At 54.2% G+C, this 18,546-nt stretch carries 11 protein-coding genes and 4 pseudogenes; 7 read left to right on the top strand and 8 right to left on the bottom strand.

Annotated elements, in window-relative coordinates:
• Positions 1-119: 119 nt before the first annotated feature.
• Both MW898_RS26340 and MW898_RS21895 read right to left on the bottom strand, forming a co-directional pair.
• Positions 120-1,567: pseudogene (locus MW898_RS26340) on the bottom strand (aldehyde dehydrogenase family protein).
• Positions 1,568-2,548: 981 nt separating this feature from the next.
• Entirely contained in the window at positions 2,549-3,487 is a 939-nt protein-coding gene (locus MW898_RS21895) for a dihydrodipicolinate synthase family protein (protein WP_248910404.1), read from the bottom strand.
• Positions 3,488-3,776: 289 nt separating this feature from the next.
• Here MW898_RS21895 and MW898_RS21890 point away from each other — a divergent pair, with 289 nt between their 5' ends.
• Positions 3,777-4,616: an NAD-dependent epimerase/dehydratase family protein gene (locus MW898_RS21890; protein ID WP_264556874.1), complete on the top strand. Its 840-nt coding sequence runs from the start codon at positions 3,777-3,779 to the stop codon at positions 4,614-4,616.
• Positions 4,617-4,672: 56 nt separating this feature from the next.
• On the opposite strand, the pseudogene MW898_RS21885 reads toward MW898_RS21890, so the two are convergent.
• Positions 4,673-5,068, bottom strand: a pseudogene (locus tag MW898_RS21885) (zinc ribbon domain-containing protein); the annotation flags it as partial.
• A 211-nt stretch (positions 5,069-5,279) separates the two neighbouring features.
• Positions 5,280-6,479, bottom strand: a complete 1,200-nt coding sequence (locus MW898_RS21880; RefSeq protein ID WP_248910402.1) for a glycoside hydrolase family 88 protein — start codon at positions 6,477-6,479, stop codon at positions 5,280-5,282.
• Between the two features lie 398 nt (positions 6,480-6,877).
• Here MW898_RS21880 and MW898_RS21875 point away from each other — a divergent pair, with 398 nt between their 5' ends.
• Positions 6,878-8,287 (top strand): sulfatase family protein, encoded by a 1,410-nt coding sequence (locus tag MW898_RS21875; RefSeq protein ID WP_248910401.1) that lies wholly within the window; start codon positions 6,878-6,880, stop codon positions 8,285-8,287.
• A 95-nt stretch (positions 8,288-8,382) separates the two neighbouring features.
• Here MW898_RS21875 and MW898_RS21870 read toward each other — a convergent pair whose 3' ends face one another.
• Entirely contained in the window at positions 8,383-9,660 is a 1,278-nt protein-coding gene (locus tag MW898_RS21870) for a sulfatase-like hydrolase/transferase (protein ID WP_248910400.1), read from the bottom strand.
• A gap of 383 nt (positions 9,661-10,043) precedes the next feature.
• Between MW898_RS21870 and MW898_RS21865 the strand changes: the two genes are divergently transcribed.
• Positions 10,044-11,996: an ABC transporter substrate-binding protein gene (locus tag MW898_RS21865; RefSeq protein WP_248910399.1), complete on the top strand. Its 1,953-nt coding sequence runs from the start codon at positions 10,044-10,046 to the stop codon at positions 11,994-11,996.
• Positions 11,997-12,662: 666 nt separating this feature from the next.
• Here MW898_RS21865 and MW898_RS21860 read toward each other — a convergent pair.
• On the bottom strand, positions 12,663-13,502 hold the full coding sequence (locus MW898_RS21860; RefSeq protein ID WP_248910398.1) for a fumarylacetoacetate hydrolase family protein: 840 nt from the start codon (positions 13,500-13,502) through the stop codon (positions 12,663-12,665).
• Between the two features lie 478 nt (positions 13,503-13,980).
• Positions 13,981-14,859 (bottom strand): amidohydrolase family protein, encoded by an 879-nt coding sequence (locus MW898_RS21855; protein ID WP_248910583.1) that lies wholly within the window; start codon positions 14,857-14,859, stop codon positions 13,981-13,983.
• Between the two features lie 570 nt (positions 14,860-15,429).
• On the opposite strand from MW898_RS21855, the pseudogene MW898_RS21850 reads away from it, so the two are divergent.
• Positions 15,430-15,531, top strand: a pseudogene (locus MW898_RS21850) (IS6 family transposase); the annotation flags it as partial.
• Positions 15,532-15,643: 112 nt separating this feature from the next.
• On the opposite strand, the gene MW898_RS21845 reads toward MW898_RS21850, so the two are convergent.
• Positions 15,644-16,888: a BNR-4 repeat-containing protein gene (locus MW898_RS21845; RefSeq protein WP_248910397.1), complete on the bottom strand. Its 1,245-nt coding sequence runs from the start codon at positions 16,886-16,888 to the stop codon at positions 15,644-15,646.
• A gap of 417 nt (positions 16,889-17,305) precedes the next feature.
• Between MW898_RS21845 and MW898_RS21840 the strand changes: the two genes are divergently transcribed.
• The 3 genes and pseudogenes from MW898_RS21840 to MW898_RS21830 all read left to right on the top strand — a co-directional run bounded on the left by MW898_RS21840 (position 17,306) and on the right by MW898_RS21830 (position 18,493).
• On the top strand, positions 17,306-18,088 hold the full coding sequence (locus MW898_RS21840; RefSeq protein WP_248910396.1) for a transposase: 783 nt from the start codon (positions 17,306-17,308) through the stop codon (positions 18,086-18,088).
• Between the two features lie 42 nt (positions 18,089-18,130).
• A pseudogene (locus MW898_RS26095) lies at positions 18,131-18,235 on the top strand (hypothetical protein); the annotation flags it as partial.
• On the top strand, positions 18,236-18,493 hold the full coding sequence (locus tag MW898_RS21830; protein ID WP_248910395.1) for a hypothetical protein: 258 nt from the start codon (positions 18,236-18,238) through the stop codon (positions 18,491-18,493).
• Positions 18,494-18,546 lie beyond the last annotated feature (53 nt).

Below are 18,546 nucleotides of genomic sequence, written 5' to 3'. Positions count from 1 at the left end.
CAAGATGATTTACTGAAGACCGCCTACACAGTGAACTCGCAAACTTCGTCTAAAGTGCTGCAAACGTGATTGAACTCAACACAAAATTCTCCTGACGGTGATTAGGAGAACTTTACCTTTCAGTAATTCTCATAGATAGTTTTGACAGACGAGAAGAAATCAAGGCCTGCGTCACCCTGCTCTCGATAGGCATTGGTTGATGAGTCTTTGTACCCTCCGAAGGGTACATGAACTTCAAGCCCCGTCGTCTTTTTATTAATTTTTGCGTCACCCGCCTCAACCTCGTTGACGAATCGTTTTTCTTCGGTCAAATACTGTGGGATAATACTCGCCGAAAGACCGTAATCAACGTCATTTGCAAGTGAGAGCGCATCTTCGAACGATTCCGCTTTCACGACAGCTAATATTGGTCCGAAGATCTCCTCCTATGCAGTCCGGGCATCATTTTCGACTCCAGAGAACACAGTTGGTTCGACGAAGTAGCCGTTGTTGTAGTCGCTATCGGTGATATGATGGCCCCTGTTTTGAGCGTCCACCCTTCAGCCAATCCAATATCAATGTATTCGAGGATTGACCGGAGTCCACTCTCTGAAATGTGCAGTCCCATGTCGGGATGCTCTAATCCGTCCCTGACAACAATCGATTCTGCGTACTCGGTGGTGGAATTGACAAATTCGTCATAGACCGCTTCGTGGACAATAGCTCGTGAGGTCGCTGTACACGACTGGCCAGTCGTTCCAAAGGCCCCAACACCGACGATTTTAGCAGCGGTCCCGATATCGGCACTCGGCATAATAACGGTCGGATTTTTCCCTCCCATCTCGCACTGGATTCGTTTCAGACCTACCGCAGCCGTCTCGGCAACCGTTGTTCCAACTGCCGTGCTGCCAGTGAAAGAGACGCCATCTACGCGCTCGCTCTCGATAAGTGGGCTACCAACCTTACTTCCTGAGCCCGTAATGATGTTCGCTACACCGGGAGAAGTCCAGTCTCTTCAAGGCATTCGAAGACCATGGAGGCGATTGTCGGGACTTCAGACGCTGGCTTGAGTACAACGGTATTACCGGTGGCAAGTGCTGGTGCAAGTTTCCAAACTGGGATTGCAATCGGGTAGTTCTACGGCGTAATGAGCGAAACCGTTCCTAATGCCTTACGCTTCGTGTAAAGGTCTGTATCAATGCCACTGGACGCCTTCATTACACCCGATATTTCGCACTCTCGAACCATAGTAGCGGAAAAATATCGATTGCTCGCTGTACTTCCCCTGAAGCTTCAGAAAACGTCTTTCCTTTCTCACGGACTAGTATCTCGATTACCCCATCTTTTCGTTCGGTGAGTTTGTTCCCGGTTTCACTGAGTATCTCACACGTGCGGGACTAGGTGTTGCTTACCAATCGTCTTGAGCATTGACTGCAGTTTCAAGTGCGACATCGACATCCGCCTTTGACGAAGCCCGGTGGATGCTGACGACTTCGTCCTTCGCTGCGGGATTCGTTACTTCAAATGTTTCACCGGACTAAGAATCGATCCACTCGCCACCGACAAAGTTATTGTAGGTTTTTGACATCAAGCAAAAATTCGGTTGCATCCATAAGTACTCTCCCTTTCTGTCCAAATCTCACTGTTGTGTGGTCCACCTCCTCAGGCCAACGTTTGGACAAACGCCCCTTCAACAAATGACTCTACACTTCTACGATGTAGTGTCTCCTCGCCGATGACCACGATCGATGGTTGTGAATTCTCTATTATTCCTTCTACCAATTCACCTCCCATATGGTCTGCCTATTCACCAATCTAGTCTGTGAGTTCACGACACGCGAACTTTACAAACTCACAACTGTAAATTTGGGTATATGCAGCGGCAATAAATGCCTAAGGAGGGACAATCTTAGATACTATTGGTCCAGGAAGCTCTAAACTGTACTACTTATAATCATTGGATGTCCCCGTTGTAAGCCGTCAAAAGCACGGTTCGTGAGTAACATCAGGAAATCTCTATTCCTACAGGTGAGTTGATACCCGAAGAATATCTGTTCCCGCCTGGCGAACAACACTGTCTAAGGTCAATCCGATTGCGTTCAATCCTAGGCAAATATGATGCACAATCTGAGAAACAGTGCGTAATTTCATGTTGACCGCCAATTTGTGAAAGAAGTTCTCTAAAACATCGAGGTTGCAGTGGCCTGTGATGTTATTAGATGTCGGATGTTCCAGCAGGTCTCGAATAGAATGTTCGAGGGCAATATGCGTACTGGGTTTGGAGAGGGATGGAACAGTCACGCGATGAACGAAACTGTCGTCGCGTGAAACAGTCCACGATGAATGTCCGTCACAATGCAGAAATCGGACCACTATACGTCGCTTACAACCATTACGAATAGCCGATTGCAAAAGCCATCGCAGCCACTTTGCACTGGATAAGGATCGGTCCAGTATTCAATAAAAAAGGAGCTATCGGTACTACCGGTTGCTTTGTTCGCGTTTTCTGACGAAATATTAGAGCCTTTGTCTGGATTGTTTTCTCAAGGCTCTCGTTCAGGTCGCTTAATTAATTGATGACGCGATCGATGTCATCGGAAAGTTGATTGTACAACTCCTCTGCTCGGCGTTCGTCCGCCGGTGACAGGGGTTGAATCGGTTCGCGAACTGAACCACCGTATAGTCCGGCCAGGTCGAAGCCCTTCTTCACTGCAGAGACGCTTATTGCACCAGGGAGATTGTTATTTTCTCCTGTCTCACCACGGAAATTCTGATACGGGAGGGTTAGATTGCGGAACTGGCGAGCCAGCTCCCAATCCCCGTTGGTAAGCGCGTCAAAGAGCGCTAGACCAACCTCAGGTCGAAAGTTACTCACACCGGCAGAAAACCCCTCGATTCCCTCTTCCCAGAAGCTAACTGCATACGGTTCCGCCAACCCATTAATCCAGACGACATCGTCTTCTGCAAGGGAGGTAGCCTCACCGAGTTTCACGGGATCTTCAAGAGCGTACTTGACCCCGGTAACGCCGTTTATTCGTGAAAGATCTCGGAGGAACCGGACAGATGGATTGAAGCCGCGAATATACGGGACAAGTGGCGACTCTGTCGCCTCATCAAGCTTTTCGTAATATCGAAGAAGCCCCCGTTCGTGTACGTACGTGTGATCAGGAGGCATGACCATCATTGCATCTACGTCGATGCGGTCATAGGCTCCGATCAATTCTATTGCAGACCGTGTCGAGCCACCGACCCCAGCAAGAACACATGCATCATCTGGGAGTGTCTCAACAGTTGTCTCCGTAACGTCGACCCGTTCTTGCATAGTGAGCGAATGGTACTCACTGATATTTGCAGCCGCGAGGAATAAATCAATACCGGAATTTAAGAGCGATTTTGCATTCGATTCGAGTTTTTGATGTTCAATTTCGAGATCCTCATCGAAGGGCGTCAATAGGCCCACTGCGACACCACGTAGACTATCACGTACTCTGTTTTCTGCTAATGACATTGATGGCAAGACTGAGCGGACAATATTAAACCCACCGTAAGCTACAATTCTACACCAGTGTCAAGCCCTCGTTAGGGGGAGTTATTCTTCTGAATTGCGCTGACTTAGTACTTCTAAGTAAAAATTCGGCGATCGAGAGTAGTATACGCGAATAGCAGCAGAACCGAACTTGCTGACTCTGAAGCCTGCGAAATGGAGGTAGGGAATAAACATTATCGATATGGCCATTCGGTGGCTGGTCAGTGTACAACCCAATCAATTTAATACGACGTACCAAGGGAATACTCACATGGACGTCCTAATGACTGGTACCTATGGCCGGTGCGGTACCGCTGTCATCGACCACCTGCACGAAGACGACGCCTACGATTTTACCTACTTCAACCGCTCCGACAGGCCCAGCGATCATCCCTACGGAGGTTACGACACCGTCATCGGTGATGTGTCGGACTATAATGCACTCCGCGAGGCTGCTAAGGACCAGGACGCAATGATCCACATGGCGGCCTATCCATATACAGATGGAACGTGGGAGGACATCTTTGAACCAAATATTATTGGGATGTACAATGCCCTCGAAGCCGCTCGTGAGGCGGAAATCGAGTCATTCGTCTTCCTCTCGACGAACCACGTCATGGGTGGGTATGAAGATGAATTCGCTCCGGATATTTACTATCCTGGCCATAGCCTGGTCATCAATCATCGTGACCCAGTGCGTCCAGACTCGTTCTATGGGATGTCGAAGGCATATGGTGAGGATATGGGTCGATACTACGTCGAAGCTTATGACTATCCAAAGCGGTTCTACGCGCTGCGGGTGTGCAGCGTTCGAATGCCAGAGTATGACCATCCACATGGAGATGCCGAGCGTGCAGTTGACGAGGGTGAGATAGAACGTGGGGGGCCTGAATATGAAGAAACCGTTGCACGGATGAAGGGGATGTGGCAGTCTCGTCGTGACTTTGCCCATCAAATCGAATGCTGTCTTCAGGATTCCAGTGTAGAGTTCGGCATTTTCAGCGGCGTGAGTAATAATCAACGTCGGTGGTATGGACTTGAACACGCACGTTCTCAAATCGGGTACCATCCGCAGGATGACGGAGAAAAATTGGATAGTCCGACAGAATAATGCAATGACATCTTCTTCGCCGTGAACGGCGAGGTTTCTTCGCGCTGAGGTATCGGTTACTGACCCACGGAGGCAACTTGCGGGTTCGTATATGATTCGTTGAGAATTGAGCATGGTGACTCTGGTCAATCAAGGTCGCCCCACTTGAGGCATACAGACCGTGTCATCGACTGTGTTCTCGTCGTCTGCCGGTGACGAGACACGACGTGTCTCGTTCGCCAATCAGAAATCGTCGATTTCTGATGACGTCTCAAGAACGTCTCTGACGCTGTGAGGTCGGCGTGTCCCTCGAAACCGCACGAGTACGTCAGTGTATCCCGATGGCTGATCATGTCCTCTGTCGAGCCGCAGTTCGGACACGTCTGACTCGTCCACGCCTCAGACCTCACCTCCACCGAGATACCGTATTCTTCGACGGCACACGCCAGTCGATTCACGAACGCTCTGAACGCTGAGCGTTCTGATGTGCGAACGAGACGCGGCACGTCTCGTCAACGCCCAAAAGGGCGGGGCTCTCTCCTTGATTCAGGTAGTGAGTGACTCTTGGAAATCCTGCTATGTCGTTTGGTCCATGGTCCACTACAGCCAGAGAAATACTAAAATGACAAATGGGTTATGGTATTATTCGAGATGGGGTTTGTGGGATGTACGACCAGTTGGGCTCTACCAATAGGATTCCCAGTCGGAGGTGGCACGCACGAGTCCCTCGTAGTAGAAGTAATCACCCCAGATGCAGCATTCGTCGTAGTCACCCTTCGGCTTGTTGTACGCGGCCGCTTTCAGGATTCCGTTGGAGTCATATGATTCCGTGGTATAGGACTCGGTTAGCGATTCGAGTGTTGTTTCTGCGGCGCTTTCATACACGGTCCGCTGAGTGGTTCCGACATCGAAGTGGGAGGAAAGTTCGAACAGTCCACACGCTGCGATTGCGGCGGCGGAACTGTCCCGGACATTGTCCGCTTCTGGTGCGCGAAAGTCCCATCGCGGAACGTGATCCTCGGGAAGGTGTTCAAGATAGAAATCCGCGACGTCGACGGCTGTCTGCAGGAATGCCTCCTCGTCGGTATACCTAGCCGCGAGTGCGAAGCCGTAGAAGACCCAGGCTTGCCCTCGTGACCAACACGAGTCGTCTGCGAATCCCTGAAAGGTCTCGCCGCCGAGGGGAGTCCCGGTCGTCACGTCGAACTTGTACGTATGAAACGTGGATCCGTCGTCACGAACGAGGTATCTTGCCGCATTCTCGGCGTGGTTGGTCGCGATTTCGTGGTATTGGTCGTCGCCGGTCTCTATACTCGCCATGAATAGGAGCGGCAGGTTCATCATCGTGTCAGCGATAATCCGACCGTGAGCCCACTCTCCCCAGTCGGTAGCATCAGGGTCCTCTGGGTCACCCCAGGCTTGGATGATGCCTGGATCCGGCCAGTACCGCTCCGTGAGTCGGTCAGCGGCATCGAGTGCCATTTGCTCGCTCGCCGAGTTGTCCGTTAGCATCGACGACGCGATGGCGGACAACGTATAGAGAAATCCAAGGTCATGGCTGATGACGTCTGCCGTTTCCAGCCGATTCGCAAATTTCGGGAGCTGTGACTCAGCGACCGATCGATACACGTTTTCGTCCGTCGTTTCGTAGGCCAGCCACAATATACCCGACCAGAACGCAGGCGTCCATCCTTCGAGAGCAGACGCCTCATAAGAGAGGTCCTCACTCGATGCGCTCGGGAAGTGATCGACGAACGGCTCGGTATTTTCCTTTATGCGTCGAAGACAGAATTGTTTTGCTGTCTCGAAATATTCACTGTCGACGTTTGGGCAACTCTCGTACCGTTCGAGAATATCTTCCCATATGGATGGTGATTGAGCCATATTTCTATAGTCACACAATATGAAATTCGCTGCCTATTACTTATAACTACCGCAGTGCAGTATCGGAGATTGTGAAATATAACAGTTCAATAGCTCTCGTATGGAGCGTCGGATGGGCTAGCTACGTCCGGGCTTGTTCTCGTCTCTCCTCCAGCATCTTCGGCACGAGACAGTAATTCAGAGGAATCTGCTCATATATGCAGTGCCGATTTCACTGTTTCAGAGACTGCTTGCTGCTGTGAAACGGACGTCAGAACGAGTTCATAGAATTCCCCTCACCAATGCGGGAGTAAATACCCAAAACGGCCGACAGCGTTGGGGCACGACATTGATACAACGTGGGACGCCCTCCGCTTTTCCGGGGGAAGTTTTTTGATATTAGTGGTAGATTCCCCTCTATGGCCACCTCGGAACAGCCGAATGTACTATTGATCTGTACCGACCAGCAGTTCGCAGGCGCGACGAGTTGTGCGGGCAACGATTATCTCGATACGCCGGCGATAGATCGGATCGCGGCTACAGGCATACGGTTTTCAGAGTCGTATTGCGCCGCGCCGGTCTGTACCCCTTCACGTGGGGCTATGCTGACCGGTCGGATGCCCCACGAGACCGGTATCATTGACAACGGCGACGCGATTCCCGAGGACTACCGGAGCGACACTATCGGTCGACTGTTTGAGGAGGCCGGCTACGAGTGCGGGTACGCTGGCAAGTGGCACCTACCCGACTCCGGAGTCGCCGCCGGGCATGGATTTGAATGTCTGAGCGATCAGGACGACGACCGCGTGGTCGACCCATGTCTCGAGTTCCTGTCTCGCGACCGTAACCCCGAAACGTCATTCCTGTTGGTCGCTTCGTTCGACGACCCACACAACATCTGTGAGTACGCTCGCGGTCAGAACCTCCCGTGGGGCTCGCTCGAGGAGCCTCCTCTCGAGGAGTGTCCGCCCCTTCCGTCAAATTACGCGATCCCACCGTTCGAACCCGAGACGCTCCGGCCAGAGATGGCGGACCGACACGAGACGCTGGGCGCGATGGTCGACGCGAGCCCTGAGGAATGGCGACGGTACCGAAACGCCTACTATCAGCTGGTTGAGCGCGTCGACGCCCGGATCGGCCGACTCCTCGACGGACTCGACGCAGAGGGTGCGGCCGAGGAGACGCTTGTCGTGTTTCTCAGTGACCACGGGGACGGGAACGGTGCTCACCAGATCAACCAGAAGTGGCTTCTCTACGAGGAACAAGCCCGGGTTCCGTTCATTGTCAACCCACCTGGTGAACGCATTCCACCGGGTCCGTCAGAAGAGGACAGAGGACGAATTGATGCGGACGACAGCCGTAATGACGACCACCTCGTCTCGACTGGCCTCGATCTATTACCGACGTTGTGTGATTACACTGATATCTCACCACCAGCTGATTTACAGGGGGACAGCGTCCGTCCACTCGTAACGGGCAAGGATCCGGCGGACTGGCGCGACGTCCTCGTGACGGAGACGTTCGACCCGATCGAGGGTCGAATGGTCCGGACCAACCGCTACAAATACATCGTCTACAAGCGCGGTCGTCAGCGTGAGCAGCTGTTCGATATGGAGGATGACCGGGGAGAACTGGTTGACCTATCTGTAGTCGCCGACTACGACGATGTCCTCGACGACCACCGCCGGCACCTCTTGGCGTGGTGTCGTCGAACCGACGACCTGTTCGGTGAACGGCATCCTTCCGGTGCACCTCTCGTCCCTGGGTTCCACCTCAAGGACCTGCAGACATACATGGAGACCGGTGAGGTGCCCGACGCAATCGACTGATCGGTCCCTATCTGTATCGGGACGAACGCGTTATGGATGCCAGGAACCTCCGAAAACAGGCTCGCGATAGATGCTGTCCGTCGGGGACAGCACGCCTACCGTACTGAGTCGGAACCTAATAGATCTTTCACGGCGCGCTCATGGTACGGATAGCGGACGCCGCCTCGGAGCAGTGGGTCGTTGACACGCGCCATCCACGTTTGTACGCTGTCTGAGAGAGAGGACACTATCTCCGGGTGAGCGTCGCCGATGTCACTCAGGTTGTGTGGATCATCTACCCGGTCGTATAGCTGCGCGTAGGGTCGAGCCCCGGCGCTTGGCCCGTCGGCGCTCCCTCGGCTCGTCGGATCGGCATCGGTCGGGTACTCGATGTTCCGCCCCCCGAAGTTCCTGATGAGGATGTACTGTTCAGTAACGACGCCGCGAGATTCGTCACCACCAGTAGTGAACTGTGTAAACGCAGCCTCTCGGGGTGCGTTCTCTGTCTCGCCTGTGAGATAGTCGTAGAAACTCATGCCTTCTACTCGGTCTGGAGGAGAAAGATCGAGCGCGTCGAACAGCGTCGGGAGGACGTCGACGTTACTGATTACCGGTTCGACGGGTGGGGCCGACTCGAAGTCGGGGCCGTCGACCAGAAGGCTGATCTCGGTGCCCGGATCGCGACACCACCACTTCGCGCCAGGATACGGAATACCGTGGTCGACGGCGAAGACGACTATCGTGTTCTCGCGCTCTCCGTGCTCCTCGAGGTGGCGGAGCAATTCGCCGACCTGCTGATCGAGGTAGTTGATCTCCGCCTGGAAACGCGCGAGGTCCTCGCGGATCTCTGTCGTCCCCTCGAGATAGTCGGGAACGTGAATTCCGTCCTCGTCTGCGGGCTCGCGGTCGAACGGCCGGTGGGTCTCGCTGAACCCGAACTGTACGTAAATTGGGTCGCTCCCGACATCGGCAAAGATTTCACGAGCTGCCCCAGCCGTTTCGTCCGCCTTATGATCCGCAGAGTGGCGGTAGTCGAACCCGAGTCGTTTGACGTCAGGAGCGACGTGCTGGAAATCCGCCAGGTGCGTCTCGTAGCCTGCCTCGCCGAGTAACTCCGGGAGCGTCTCTTCCTCCTCGTCGAGACGCCACCACCACGGTGAATGCGTAAGTCCTATTAGACCGTTCGACTGTGGGTAGCGTCCCGTGAGTAGACTCCCTCGTGAGGGAGAACAGACGGGTGAGGTCGCAACAGCATTGTTAAACTGGAGACCAGACGCGGCGAGTCCATCGAGGTTCGGTGTCTTGCCGGTACCGACACCATAACAGCCGAGATGCAGCCCGAGATCGTGGCTGGTAATGAGTACGACATTCGGTCTATCCGGCTCTGCTGGCATGTTCTGGACGATGCTTTCACTATATTTAAATATCTCCCTCCTGTCAATGGGACCGTGAGCGGGATAAATGCTGATTCGAACGCCGTTCCTTGTGGAGGGGGACGCTCTCGGAGAGACACGGACAAATCCCACCCGTTCCGATCTTTATTCACTTCGGAAGGTCGTCGGACTCTGCCTCCCGCTGATGTTCGAAAACCCATGTTTTCGTTCAGTCGGTTTCAGCGCCCCATCATCCGACCGTGCTCCTGTGGCTCCACAGAGCGTCCCTCCGCTATTCGTTAATTGAAATTATTGGTTGGGTCATCAAATCTGAACTTCCGTGGTTCCGTCATATATTCTTCAGGGAAAAATATTTATGTTGGGGGGGTGATCGAGTCTTTCGTATGCCAAGTAGACACAATGAGGAGACGTCAGCGACGCGGCGTCGACTGCTTGCGACGTTAGGCACGATGGGTGTAGCGGGGATAGCTGGGTGTGGAAGCGGAAGCAACACACCGACCGCGAGTCCTGGAGGGAAAACCTCAGGAAGCAGTGACGGTGGCGGTGGAACGGCGACACCGGATGATATGGTCGATCACTTCCCTGTGGCTCCCGAGGGCGACCCCGTCGACCCGGTTTACGACATCAAAACCGGTACGCTTCCCGGGGAGCCCAATTTGCTTCCTTATCCTATGGGTAGCCGCCATCATTGGAGATACACTCGGGTGACGACTGCACCTCCGTGGGCAAATCGCCAGCGGTCCGATACGGAGACGTACTGGCACCTCGTCACGGAGGACAAATTCGAGGACGACAACAAGACACGGATCACCAAGTTCAACGACGAGTTCACGTGGCACGACGGCAAGCCGGTCACTGCTGAGGATATGCTCCTGCTCGAGGAGATTCAGCATAAAATGGCCGAACTAGATCCCAATTCGAGTCCCCAGCAGACCGTCGAGATGGTCGACGAACAGACCCTCAAGCGGGTTTTCTCGAGCGAGCGACGTGAAGACTTCTACTTCAAGACCGAGGGGAGAGACAGTGCTTTCCCGATATGGGACCGCGATCTGCTCCGGCCGTGGCACGAGAAAATCATGGATGCGACGACCGAGTCCGAGGTGGAGTCCATCACCGGGGAGGCCAACAAACCAGAGAATAAAGTCTCTGTCTCGGACCGTATCGGCCACAGTATGTGGGAGATTAACACGGTGAACGAACAGTCTGCCATCTACACGAAATACGAGGATCACCCCTACTCCGACCAGCAGAACATCGAGAAACTCCGAATCAACTTCGTTCCGGGTGAGTCCCAGGCTCGTCTCGCGATCAAGAACGATCAACTCGATGGGATCAATGGAAAACCAGAAGGGACTCCGCTGCCCGATGGCATGACCCAATTTTCAAAGCCGAGTATCTCGGGCAACAAATATCGGCTCAACTGGACCGACAAACACCTCGGCAAGCGAGCGGTCCGCCGGGCGCTGGCTTACCTCGTGGACTACAACGCCGTCGTCACTAACCGAAACGGTGGATATCCGCCGGCGCTCCAGAACGGGATGACCGCCCCTGGCCGAAGCACCTGGTTATCGGACAGCCACGTAGATCAGCTGAACAACTACGGTGCGAGCGGCCAGCCTCAGAAGGCGGCGGAACTGCTGCGGTCTGCGGGCTACTCGAAGAACAGCGACGGTATCTGGGCGGACAAAGACGGCGACACTATCTCGTGGCGGATGGTCGACATCGTGTTCTGGAAGACTATCGGACCGACGATCCGCAGCCAGCTCAAGAAATTCGGGATCGAGATCGAGTATAACCTCATGGAGAACGTCGGCGACTTCGTGACATTGAGTAATGAGGGACCGGACTTCGGAGAGGGCTGGGACCTCATCATCTGGCACCAGAACGGTGGTGGAGTGGCCGCCAATCACCCCGGTGGGTACTACCGGAGTGGTTGGCACAGCTACCTGATCCACGAAGGGCTGGACGAGAGTGGTAAACCGACGGAATTCGGATTCGCAGGCCACCCTAACGAGTACGAGATTCCGACGAAAGTCGGCGACATGGAGGCCAATGGCAAGACCGAAACGCTCAATCTCTGGGACAAATACGAGGCTGTCGCCGCACCCAAGACGAGTAACGACGAGTTGCTCGGTCACGCCGAAGACCTCTCCTGGTGGTGGAACTACGAGATCCCCGCGCTCCAGACTATTGAGTACAGAGACGAGTGGGTCGGTGATTCGCAGGACTTCAATCCTGTAGACTACACCCACGACGGTACGAAGAACTCGTGGCATACTCTCACAAGTGTCACCATTGGCCTCGACCGAGGATGGTACCACAGCAACGTCAAGTAGCTGTTCCTTCGGCAGTAGGGTTGTTTTCGACTCGAGGCATCTCGTCTATTGAATCTGTAGAGGGGGAGGTTCGGATCAGAACCCAGTCTGATCGATTCAAGGAGATGGCCCCAGGCTCCCGGACTCAGGTTTCACACATCGACGCTTCTCGCTGGAAAATGGGTTCTATCACACTATATACATTGGTGCAGGCCGACGGATCTCGGGCGATTCTGCTGACAACATCGGATTTTCCAGGGTCAATTACTGTCGCTTCGGCCTGAACTGCTGGAATCAACTGAGAGACACGGTAGAGTACGCATCTGGCAATCCATACCCGAAGCGGTAGTAGTCATCACCACGGTCACCGTCCCAGTAGCCGTGCTCTCACCGTCGTGACCCCACATTGTGAACGGTTCGCCGAACTGGTAGTCTGGCTGGAAGCGAGGGTGCAGTAGAGATCTATCTGCCGTAGTTGCTCGGTGAACGTGGTCACGTAGCAGCGGCCGCGAGTGTGTCGCTGTTCGGCGTTCGCCGATGTCGTCGCCGTCGTAACCGAATCGACGTATTGTGTCCTGTTTCATTCCCACACTCTTCCGGTACACAACTCTATGGCCCTCTCTACCCACCGTTCAGAAGCGAGGAACACGCCAGGGATTCCGATGGCGCAGAGGCAAGCAAGCTCTGCTACTCTGCTTCTTCGACGGTATTGACGAGGGTCCCGATGTCCTCGACCTCGATCTCGACGGTTTCACCGGGATTGAGCTGGATGTCCTGGAAGGTACCAACACCCTCGGGGGTCCCGGTCGCCAGGATGTCGCCGGGTTCGAGACGGACGCGCGAGGAGACAAACGACACCAGATCCGCAACAGAGCGGATCATCATCCCGGTGTTGTCGTCCTGCATGGTCTCGCCGTCGACGCGGGAAGTGATATCGAGGTCTTGCGGATCGTTGATTTCGTTCACCGCGACGTACGGACCGACTGGCGTCGTCCGCTGCATCGCCTTGCCGGAGAACCAGTCGAGCATCTCGTCGTCACCGACCTGGAGTCCCAGCTGGAGGTCACGTACGGAGGTATCGTTGAGGATCGTGTATCCTGCGACGTACTCAAGTGCCTCGTCGGGAGAGACGTGCCGTGCGGGCTCGCCGATCACAGCCGCGAGTTCCGCTTCGTAGTCAATCTCTTTGGTAACGCGTGTGTGATACGAGATCGGTTCACCTTGCCCCACGAGCGTCCGGGGGAGTTTCAGGAACACGAGCGGCCACTCGGGCACCTCGATATCGGACTCCTCGGCATGAGCCTCGTAGTTGAGCGCCGCACAGAACACGGTATTGTTGTCCGTTGTCGGCGGGAGATGCGTAATCTCTTCTGTACTGTAGCTCTCTCCGTCAACATCAGTCGCGTCTGCTGGACGCGAAACTGCATCCCGAAAGTCGTCGAACTCAGCCGTCACGTCCCGAACGACTCCGTCTTCGAAGACCCCAATACGCGTACTTCCTATCTTCTCGAAGCGACCAATACGCATAGATGCACTAGACGAATGCTACGCCTTCAATCTATCTTCCTTGATCCACGGTAATACCGGTATGCGTCGACCGTCTGGCCGACATGCATTACGATACTAATACTGTAATCCCAGCCTTTTTTCCAGAATATGGATTATCGTTTGACGGTAATATCCGAATCTGGTGATATGTCACAGGTTGACGAGGGAGTGTTCGGGCTGGACGACGGGGAAATACCATCATTGGGTGTCAGACGCGACGCCCTAAGGGGGGACCGAGCCGAGGTCCCCTCTGGTGTCCCCCGTCAGTCTGCATCCTAGAGAGTTCGCGAACACTGTGGTCTGGCGGGCTCCGACAGCAGTAGACAAAGATAAGGGACAACGTGACAGATCGAGGGTTAAAGCAGATCTTCGAAACGCACGTGTCGGTGAGACTGTCGTGGGAGATCGCGAGAGACGGTACGACGGTGGAGTGCCGGACTGGACACACATGAGGTCCTTAGAGATCGAAAAAGGTTCGGGCCGCGTCGTTGCACAACCAGCGCCTGTCGGCATCAGAGAGAAACGGCACTTCGTCTAACCACTCGTAGGTTTCAGCATACTCCATCCCGCCGAACTCCGGATGACTTACGTTCGGAAAGTCGGACCCCCACAGGACGCGCTCGCGTCCGAACGTATCGAGGAGCCACCTGACGTGGTCGAACGCATCCTCGTAGGGATGCTCCTCATTGGATGTGTGCGCAATCTCCGAGATCTTCACCGTAACGTTCTCGTACTCGCTCAGCGGTTCGAATTCGGCGAAGCTCTCTGCGGGGTCGACGCTCGCGTCCGCGTGAGCGAAATGATCGAAGGTGTATCGTAACTCCGGATACGCTTCGACGAGCTGGAGTGCCTGATCTAATTGACTCGTGTGCGACAGGATCTGAACGACTGCGTCCGTCTCGATGGCGGCTTCCCAGAATTCCGTTTCATCTATAGCATCGCGGAGCCACGTTTCGTCGTAATCGAACCGCTCCCACATCTCGTCATACGGGCAGAGCGCCCCGAGACGAAACCCCAACGTCCCGTCGTGAGCCATGACTTCCTGGAGGGTGTCCGCCGCGCCGTCGGCAAACTGGTCGATCATCGCGATCCCACTCAGGCGGTCATTTTCTTCGGCGGCGTTCATAGTGTACCAGTTGTCTGTCCAGTCAGTGATCGGATAGCCCACGATGACCGCTTCGTCGACGCCTGCCCGGTCCATATCAGTGAGCAACTCGTCAGCGGTGTATACGATGTCGGTCGAGAAATGATTCACGGACTCTTCGACGAGTGGTCCATTGGTCCACGGGTGATCGGGAGAGGGCGCTCCCCAAGCGTGCGTATGCGTGTCAAACACCATACTCGGAGATAAGAGAAGAGAATGATATCAATGTTTCTCTACGGCAGTCTGCAGTTCGAGTCCATCTCAATTCAACACAAAAGGCCTGTATCGGGGGCCGCTAGTACCCTACAGATCTACCGGAAGGTCTAGGGAGTTGGGAGGCGCCAGATCGGTCCTCGCCCGTATCTGTAGTCGGCAAAGTGGGACAACCACGCGCTGACTGTCCACCATGGAGAGATGACCCGATACGTCGACTACCGTGGTTGCTGACACCGATGGCTACCTCTCGAGAAAATGTGGGGAATAGACGACTGATCCGGCTTCGAGAACCTAGCCGGGCACACCAACATCGGGGTATCATCGCCTTCGATACCGCTTCTAACTACTGCGACCGGGCAGCCGAGACCAATGACGTATTCAACGGCTGACCCCTTGCCTATCAGGAGGACGCGTACGGGTCGAGTACCCAGACAGCCTGTGCTCTAGTGCTCACACAGTCTCGGTCCAGACGTTCATGGGACTTCCTCGTTCGAACTTCTCGACATCTCGGATCCTCTTTCCGACAACTTGCGGTAGAGGCAGCGGATGCAGATCGACCGCTTTCATTCGTTCTGGTGGAGTCCAGCCAGTACACGCCGCTGGCTGCGCCGGTTCAAGCACTCCTACAGCCGAGCTCGTTCGAACTAAACCCTCGATAGACGTACCTTGTTGCGGAAGTTCTTACTTGGACTGAGAGTCTAACACCCCCTTAGGTTCTTCTTCCATTGAATTCGATAGTCCCGCCATTTATAAGAGATATTCACGCCTCGCCGTTCCGTACGGCAGGACCATAGGCATTGTCGTCGCCGGAACCATCATGTACCTGAACCGCGCCTTCGTGGTCTCCTTTTTCTCTCGTCAGGTCAAGGGGCGGAGTGTACCCTGTTTGCAGACTCGCTTTCAAAGCAGTGGCGTTTTGTCCGACAGCTCCTTTGGCAAACAAGCGAATATTGGGGATTGCAAAGCTCGAACTTTTCTCACAGAATAGTGCAGGGAATTCGTCGGGACCATCACGTACGAGTGAGAGTCGTCCCCACGTCGTGAAGTTTGTTGTGGGAGCGACGAGTCGGTGGGTCCAATTACCGTCTTGCCTAGTATAAACCTCCACGTTCCCTCCTCTGGGCTCAACAGGTACTTCCTCATTCTCATCGACTTCACCACCATGAGCGATCGGGTGTACCTCTCGGTTCCCAGTATCGTTAATTCGGACTTGACCGTTGTTGGTCAGAGCCTTCGTAACAGCATCACCGACCTGTTCAACGTCCCATTCGGAACCATCCCATGTTGCAAGCCTCCATTCGACTAGGTTCGTATCGGGATTGTGGTGCGTGAACGACACATAGACAGTATCGTCTTTGAACGCGTGCTTAGTATTGTTTACATTTTGTCCCTGAAACGCTTGTACGACGGAATCCGACATTTCGTCCCACGTAATAGTTGAGCCAAACTCTGTCCCATCGACGCCATACACGGACTCGTCATCAGGATCAAAATATGCATGGAAGGCATGAGCACGGGGCAGACCATGCGGGTCCCCACGAGCGATTACCCAGGACATATGCAACTTCCCATTATGCTCATCAAAATCAAAGACACAGGCATCGTTACCCGAACTGGGGTGACCTGAAGTATCGATGACTGGCCCTAGATCCGTCCACGTATCCCGCTGGTCTGTTGACCGGATGATTGTGCCGTGTTCGTGTGCAGGGTACGAGTTTTTATGAGTGTCTCCAGTTCGGTAGAGGACGTAAATATCGCCATCATATGTTACCGGGGACGGATATGCTCCTACCGGAACAGATGTGAGGCCACTCATATCGTCCCACTCAGATGTTTCATAGGGGTTCGAACTCTGGGCGTATCGAATAACGGTATTGTGACATCCATAGAACACATACAGTGTTCCACCTTTATCGATTGTCAGTGTCGGAGGTCCGGGAAGATCAGTCTTCACTAAGGGGGTTGTGTCCAATCTCGGTTTGTGTGCCGAACACCTTCGTGTCATGATCGTACCAGGTCGCATATGGATTTCCCACTGACTCCTCGAGAGGTGGTGAACGTAGTGTTCTCCGATTCTACATACACAGCCTGTGGGTTCTGATTATCGTATACAGCCGCAGTAGTAGCTTCATTCGTCACAAGCCCAACTGGGCCGATGCTGGCATTCGCGATAGTGCCACTCCGAGCGTATATGGTATCGAAGCTCCGAGACATTGCCTCACATTTTCTGCTCTCTTCCCTTCTGTGAATATAAACCTTCTAACACATTTCCTAATCCCGTTATTCCATCTTCTGGGTTGCTATCTTCTGGCATAACACAGAGGGATAGGCATTCAGTTATGTACTCATCTTTGCACGTTAATATAGGAGCGTGACGTAGGCGGGCGCAAAGACGGATGATGCCGATCACGGACTTCCTGTCATGTACGTGCGTGCTCGACGAGTTCGACTCGCTGTCGTATCACCAGACTCACCACGCAAAACGTACTTGACAGGTCTTGCTGCGGCCCGCAGCAAGACCGCAACCGGGATCGTGCGTGAAGTGCTTCCTGCCCAGGGCGATCGAGCGCTCAACGAGTTCATCACCGAGTACGACTGGGACGAGGATCAACTCAACCACGAGCGATTAGAGAAACTGCAAAACCACGGTGAGACGCGCTGGTCACAGGACGTCTACATCGTCATCGACGATTCGGTGTTTCAGCGAACCGGGAAGGAACTTCTCGGTATTGGGGAGTTCTATGATCGCACCGAAGGCAAACCTGGCTGGGGACAGAACCTCGTCTATTCGTTCTACACTGACGACAAAACGTCGTATCCACTCGTGTTTCGCCAGTACGAGAAAGCTGACGACGAGGACCAAAACGACGATGACGAGACGAAGTACGATCTTTCCCGAGAGATGATCACCGAACTCGAAGAAGAGGTAAGTGTACCTGCGGACACCTACCTCTTGGACTCGTGGCTCGCTCACGACTCGAACCTGATCAAACACGTCGAATCTACGGTGAAACTGGGTTGGACCGCTGCGGAGCGATCGGCAGGTGACCTACGACAACGAGGAGATGCGCGTCGATGCGCTGGAAGAGCGCATCGACAAAGCCGACCGAACAATCGACGAGGAGACGTACAAAATCTGGACGAAGACACTGCCAGTCTCGAAGTTAGGCGAGATACGGCTGGTAATCGCCGAGAAAGTCACTAATGGGGACGAAACAACCCAGTCAAGTACCTTGCGACGAACAAGATCGACGCTCCCTCGGCACACATCGTTCGGAGCTATTCGTATCGATGGCGAATCGAGACGCTCTTCGAGGACTCGAAGCAGAATCTTGGCCTTGGAGGCTGCGAGGTGCGTGATTCTGACAGTGCCAGTCGTCACTGGCACCTTCAGATGCTGACCTACAGTCTCCTTCATCTTGGCCCCGAATCGAGCGTCTCGGAGCGACTCGTCTCGAAAGCCTCGTCACTCCGAGCACAGCTCGAACACGATCTCAAAGAGGCCATCTACAACATGTTCTCGTGGATACGCGACCAGCCAGACCGTAATCACGACGGACTGGTGGAAGAGATCGAATGTCTCTTCCTTCATTCAGAGGGGAGCTTATGAACGTGCAGGGGTGAGTATGTGGTGTGAATTATAGGTCGGGTCTGAACACCCCT

It is taken from the genome of Halocatena marina (assembly GCF_023276375.1).
Classification (GTDB): domain Archaea; phylum Halobacteriota; class Halobacteria; order Halobacteriales; family Haloarculaceae; genus Halocatena; species Halocatena marina.
Note: the sequence above shows the minus strand (reverse complement) of the source record. Positions and strands in the feature narration are given on the sequence as shown.

Excerpts from the sequence above, each read along its gene's own strand:
- MW898_RS21875 (WP_248910401.1), top strand. The coding sequence starts at position 6,878 with ATGGCCACCTCGGAACAGCCGAATGTACTATTGATCTGTACCGACCAG.
- MW898_RS21840 (WP_248910396.1), top strand. The coding sequence starts at position 17,306 with ATGTACGTGCGTGCTCGACGAGTTCGACTCGCTGTCGTATCACCAGAC.
- MW898_RS21895 (WP_248910404.1), bottom strand. The coding sequence starts at position 3,487 with ATGTCATTAGCAGAAAACAGAGTACGTGATAGTCTACGTGGTGTCGCA.
- MW898_RS21865 (WP_248910399.1), top strand. The coding sequence starts at position 10,044 with ATGCCAAGTAGACACAATGAGGAGACGTCAGCGACGCGGCGTCGACTG.
- MW898_RS21890 (WP_264556874.1), top strand. The coding sequence starts at position 3,777 with ATGGACGTCCTAATGACTGGTACCTATGGCCGGTGCGGTACCGCTGTC.
- MW898_RS21845 (WP_248910397.1), bottom strand. The coding sequence starts at position 16,888 with ATGACACGAAGGTGTTCGGCACACAAACCGAGATTGGACACAACCCCC.
- MW898_RS21860 (WP_248910398.1), bottom strand. The coding sequence starts at position 13,502 with ATGCGTATTGGTCGCTTCGAGAAGATAGGAAGTACGCGTATTGGGGTC.
- MW898_RS21880 (WP_248910402.1), bottom strand. The coding sequence starts at position 6,479 with ATGGCTCAATCACCATCCATATGGGAAGATATTCTCGAACGGTACGAG.
- MW898_RS21870 (WP_248910400.1), bottom strand. The coding sequence starts at position 9,660 with ATGCCAGCAGAGCCGGATAGACCGAATGTCGTACTCATTACCAGCCAC.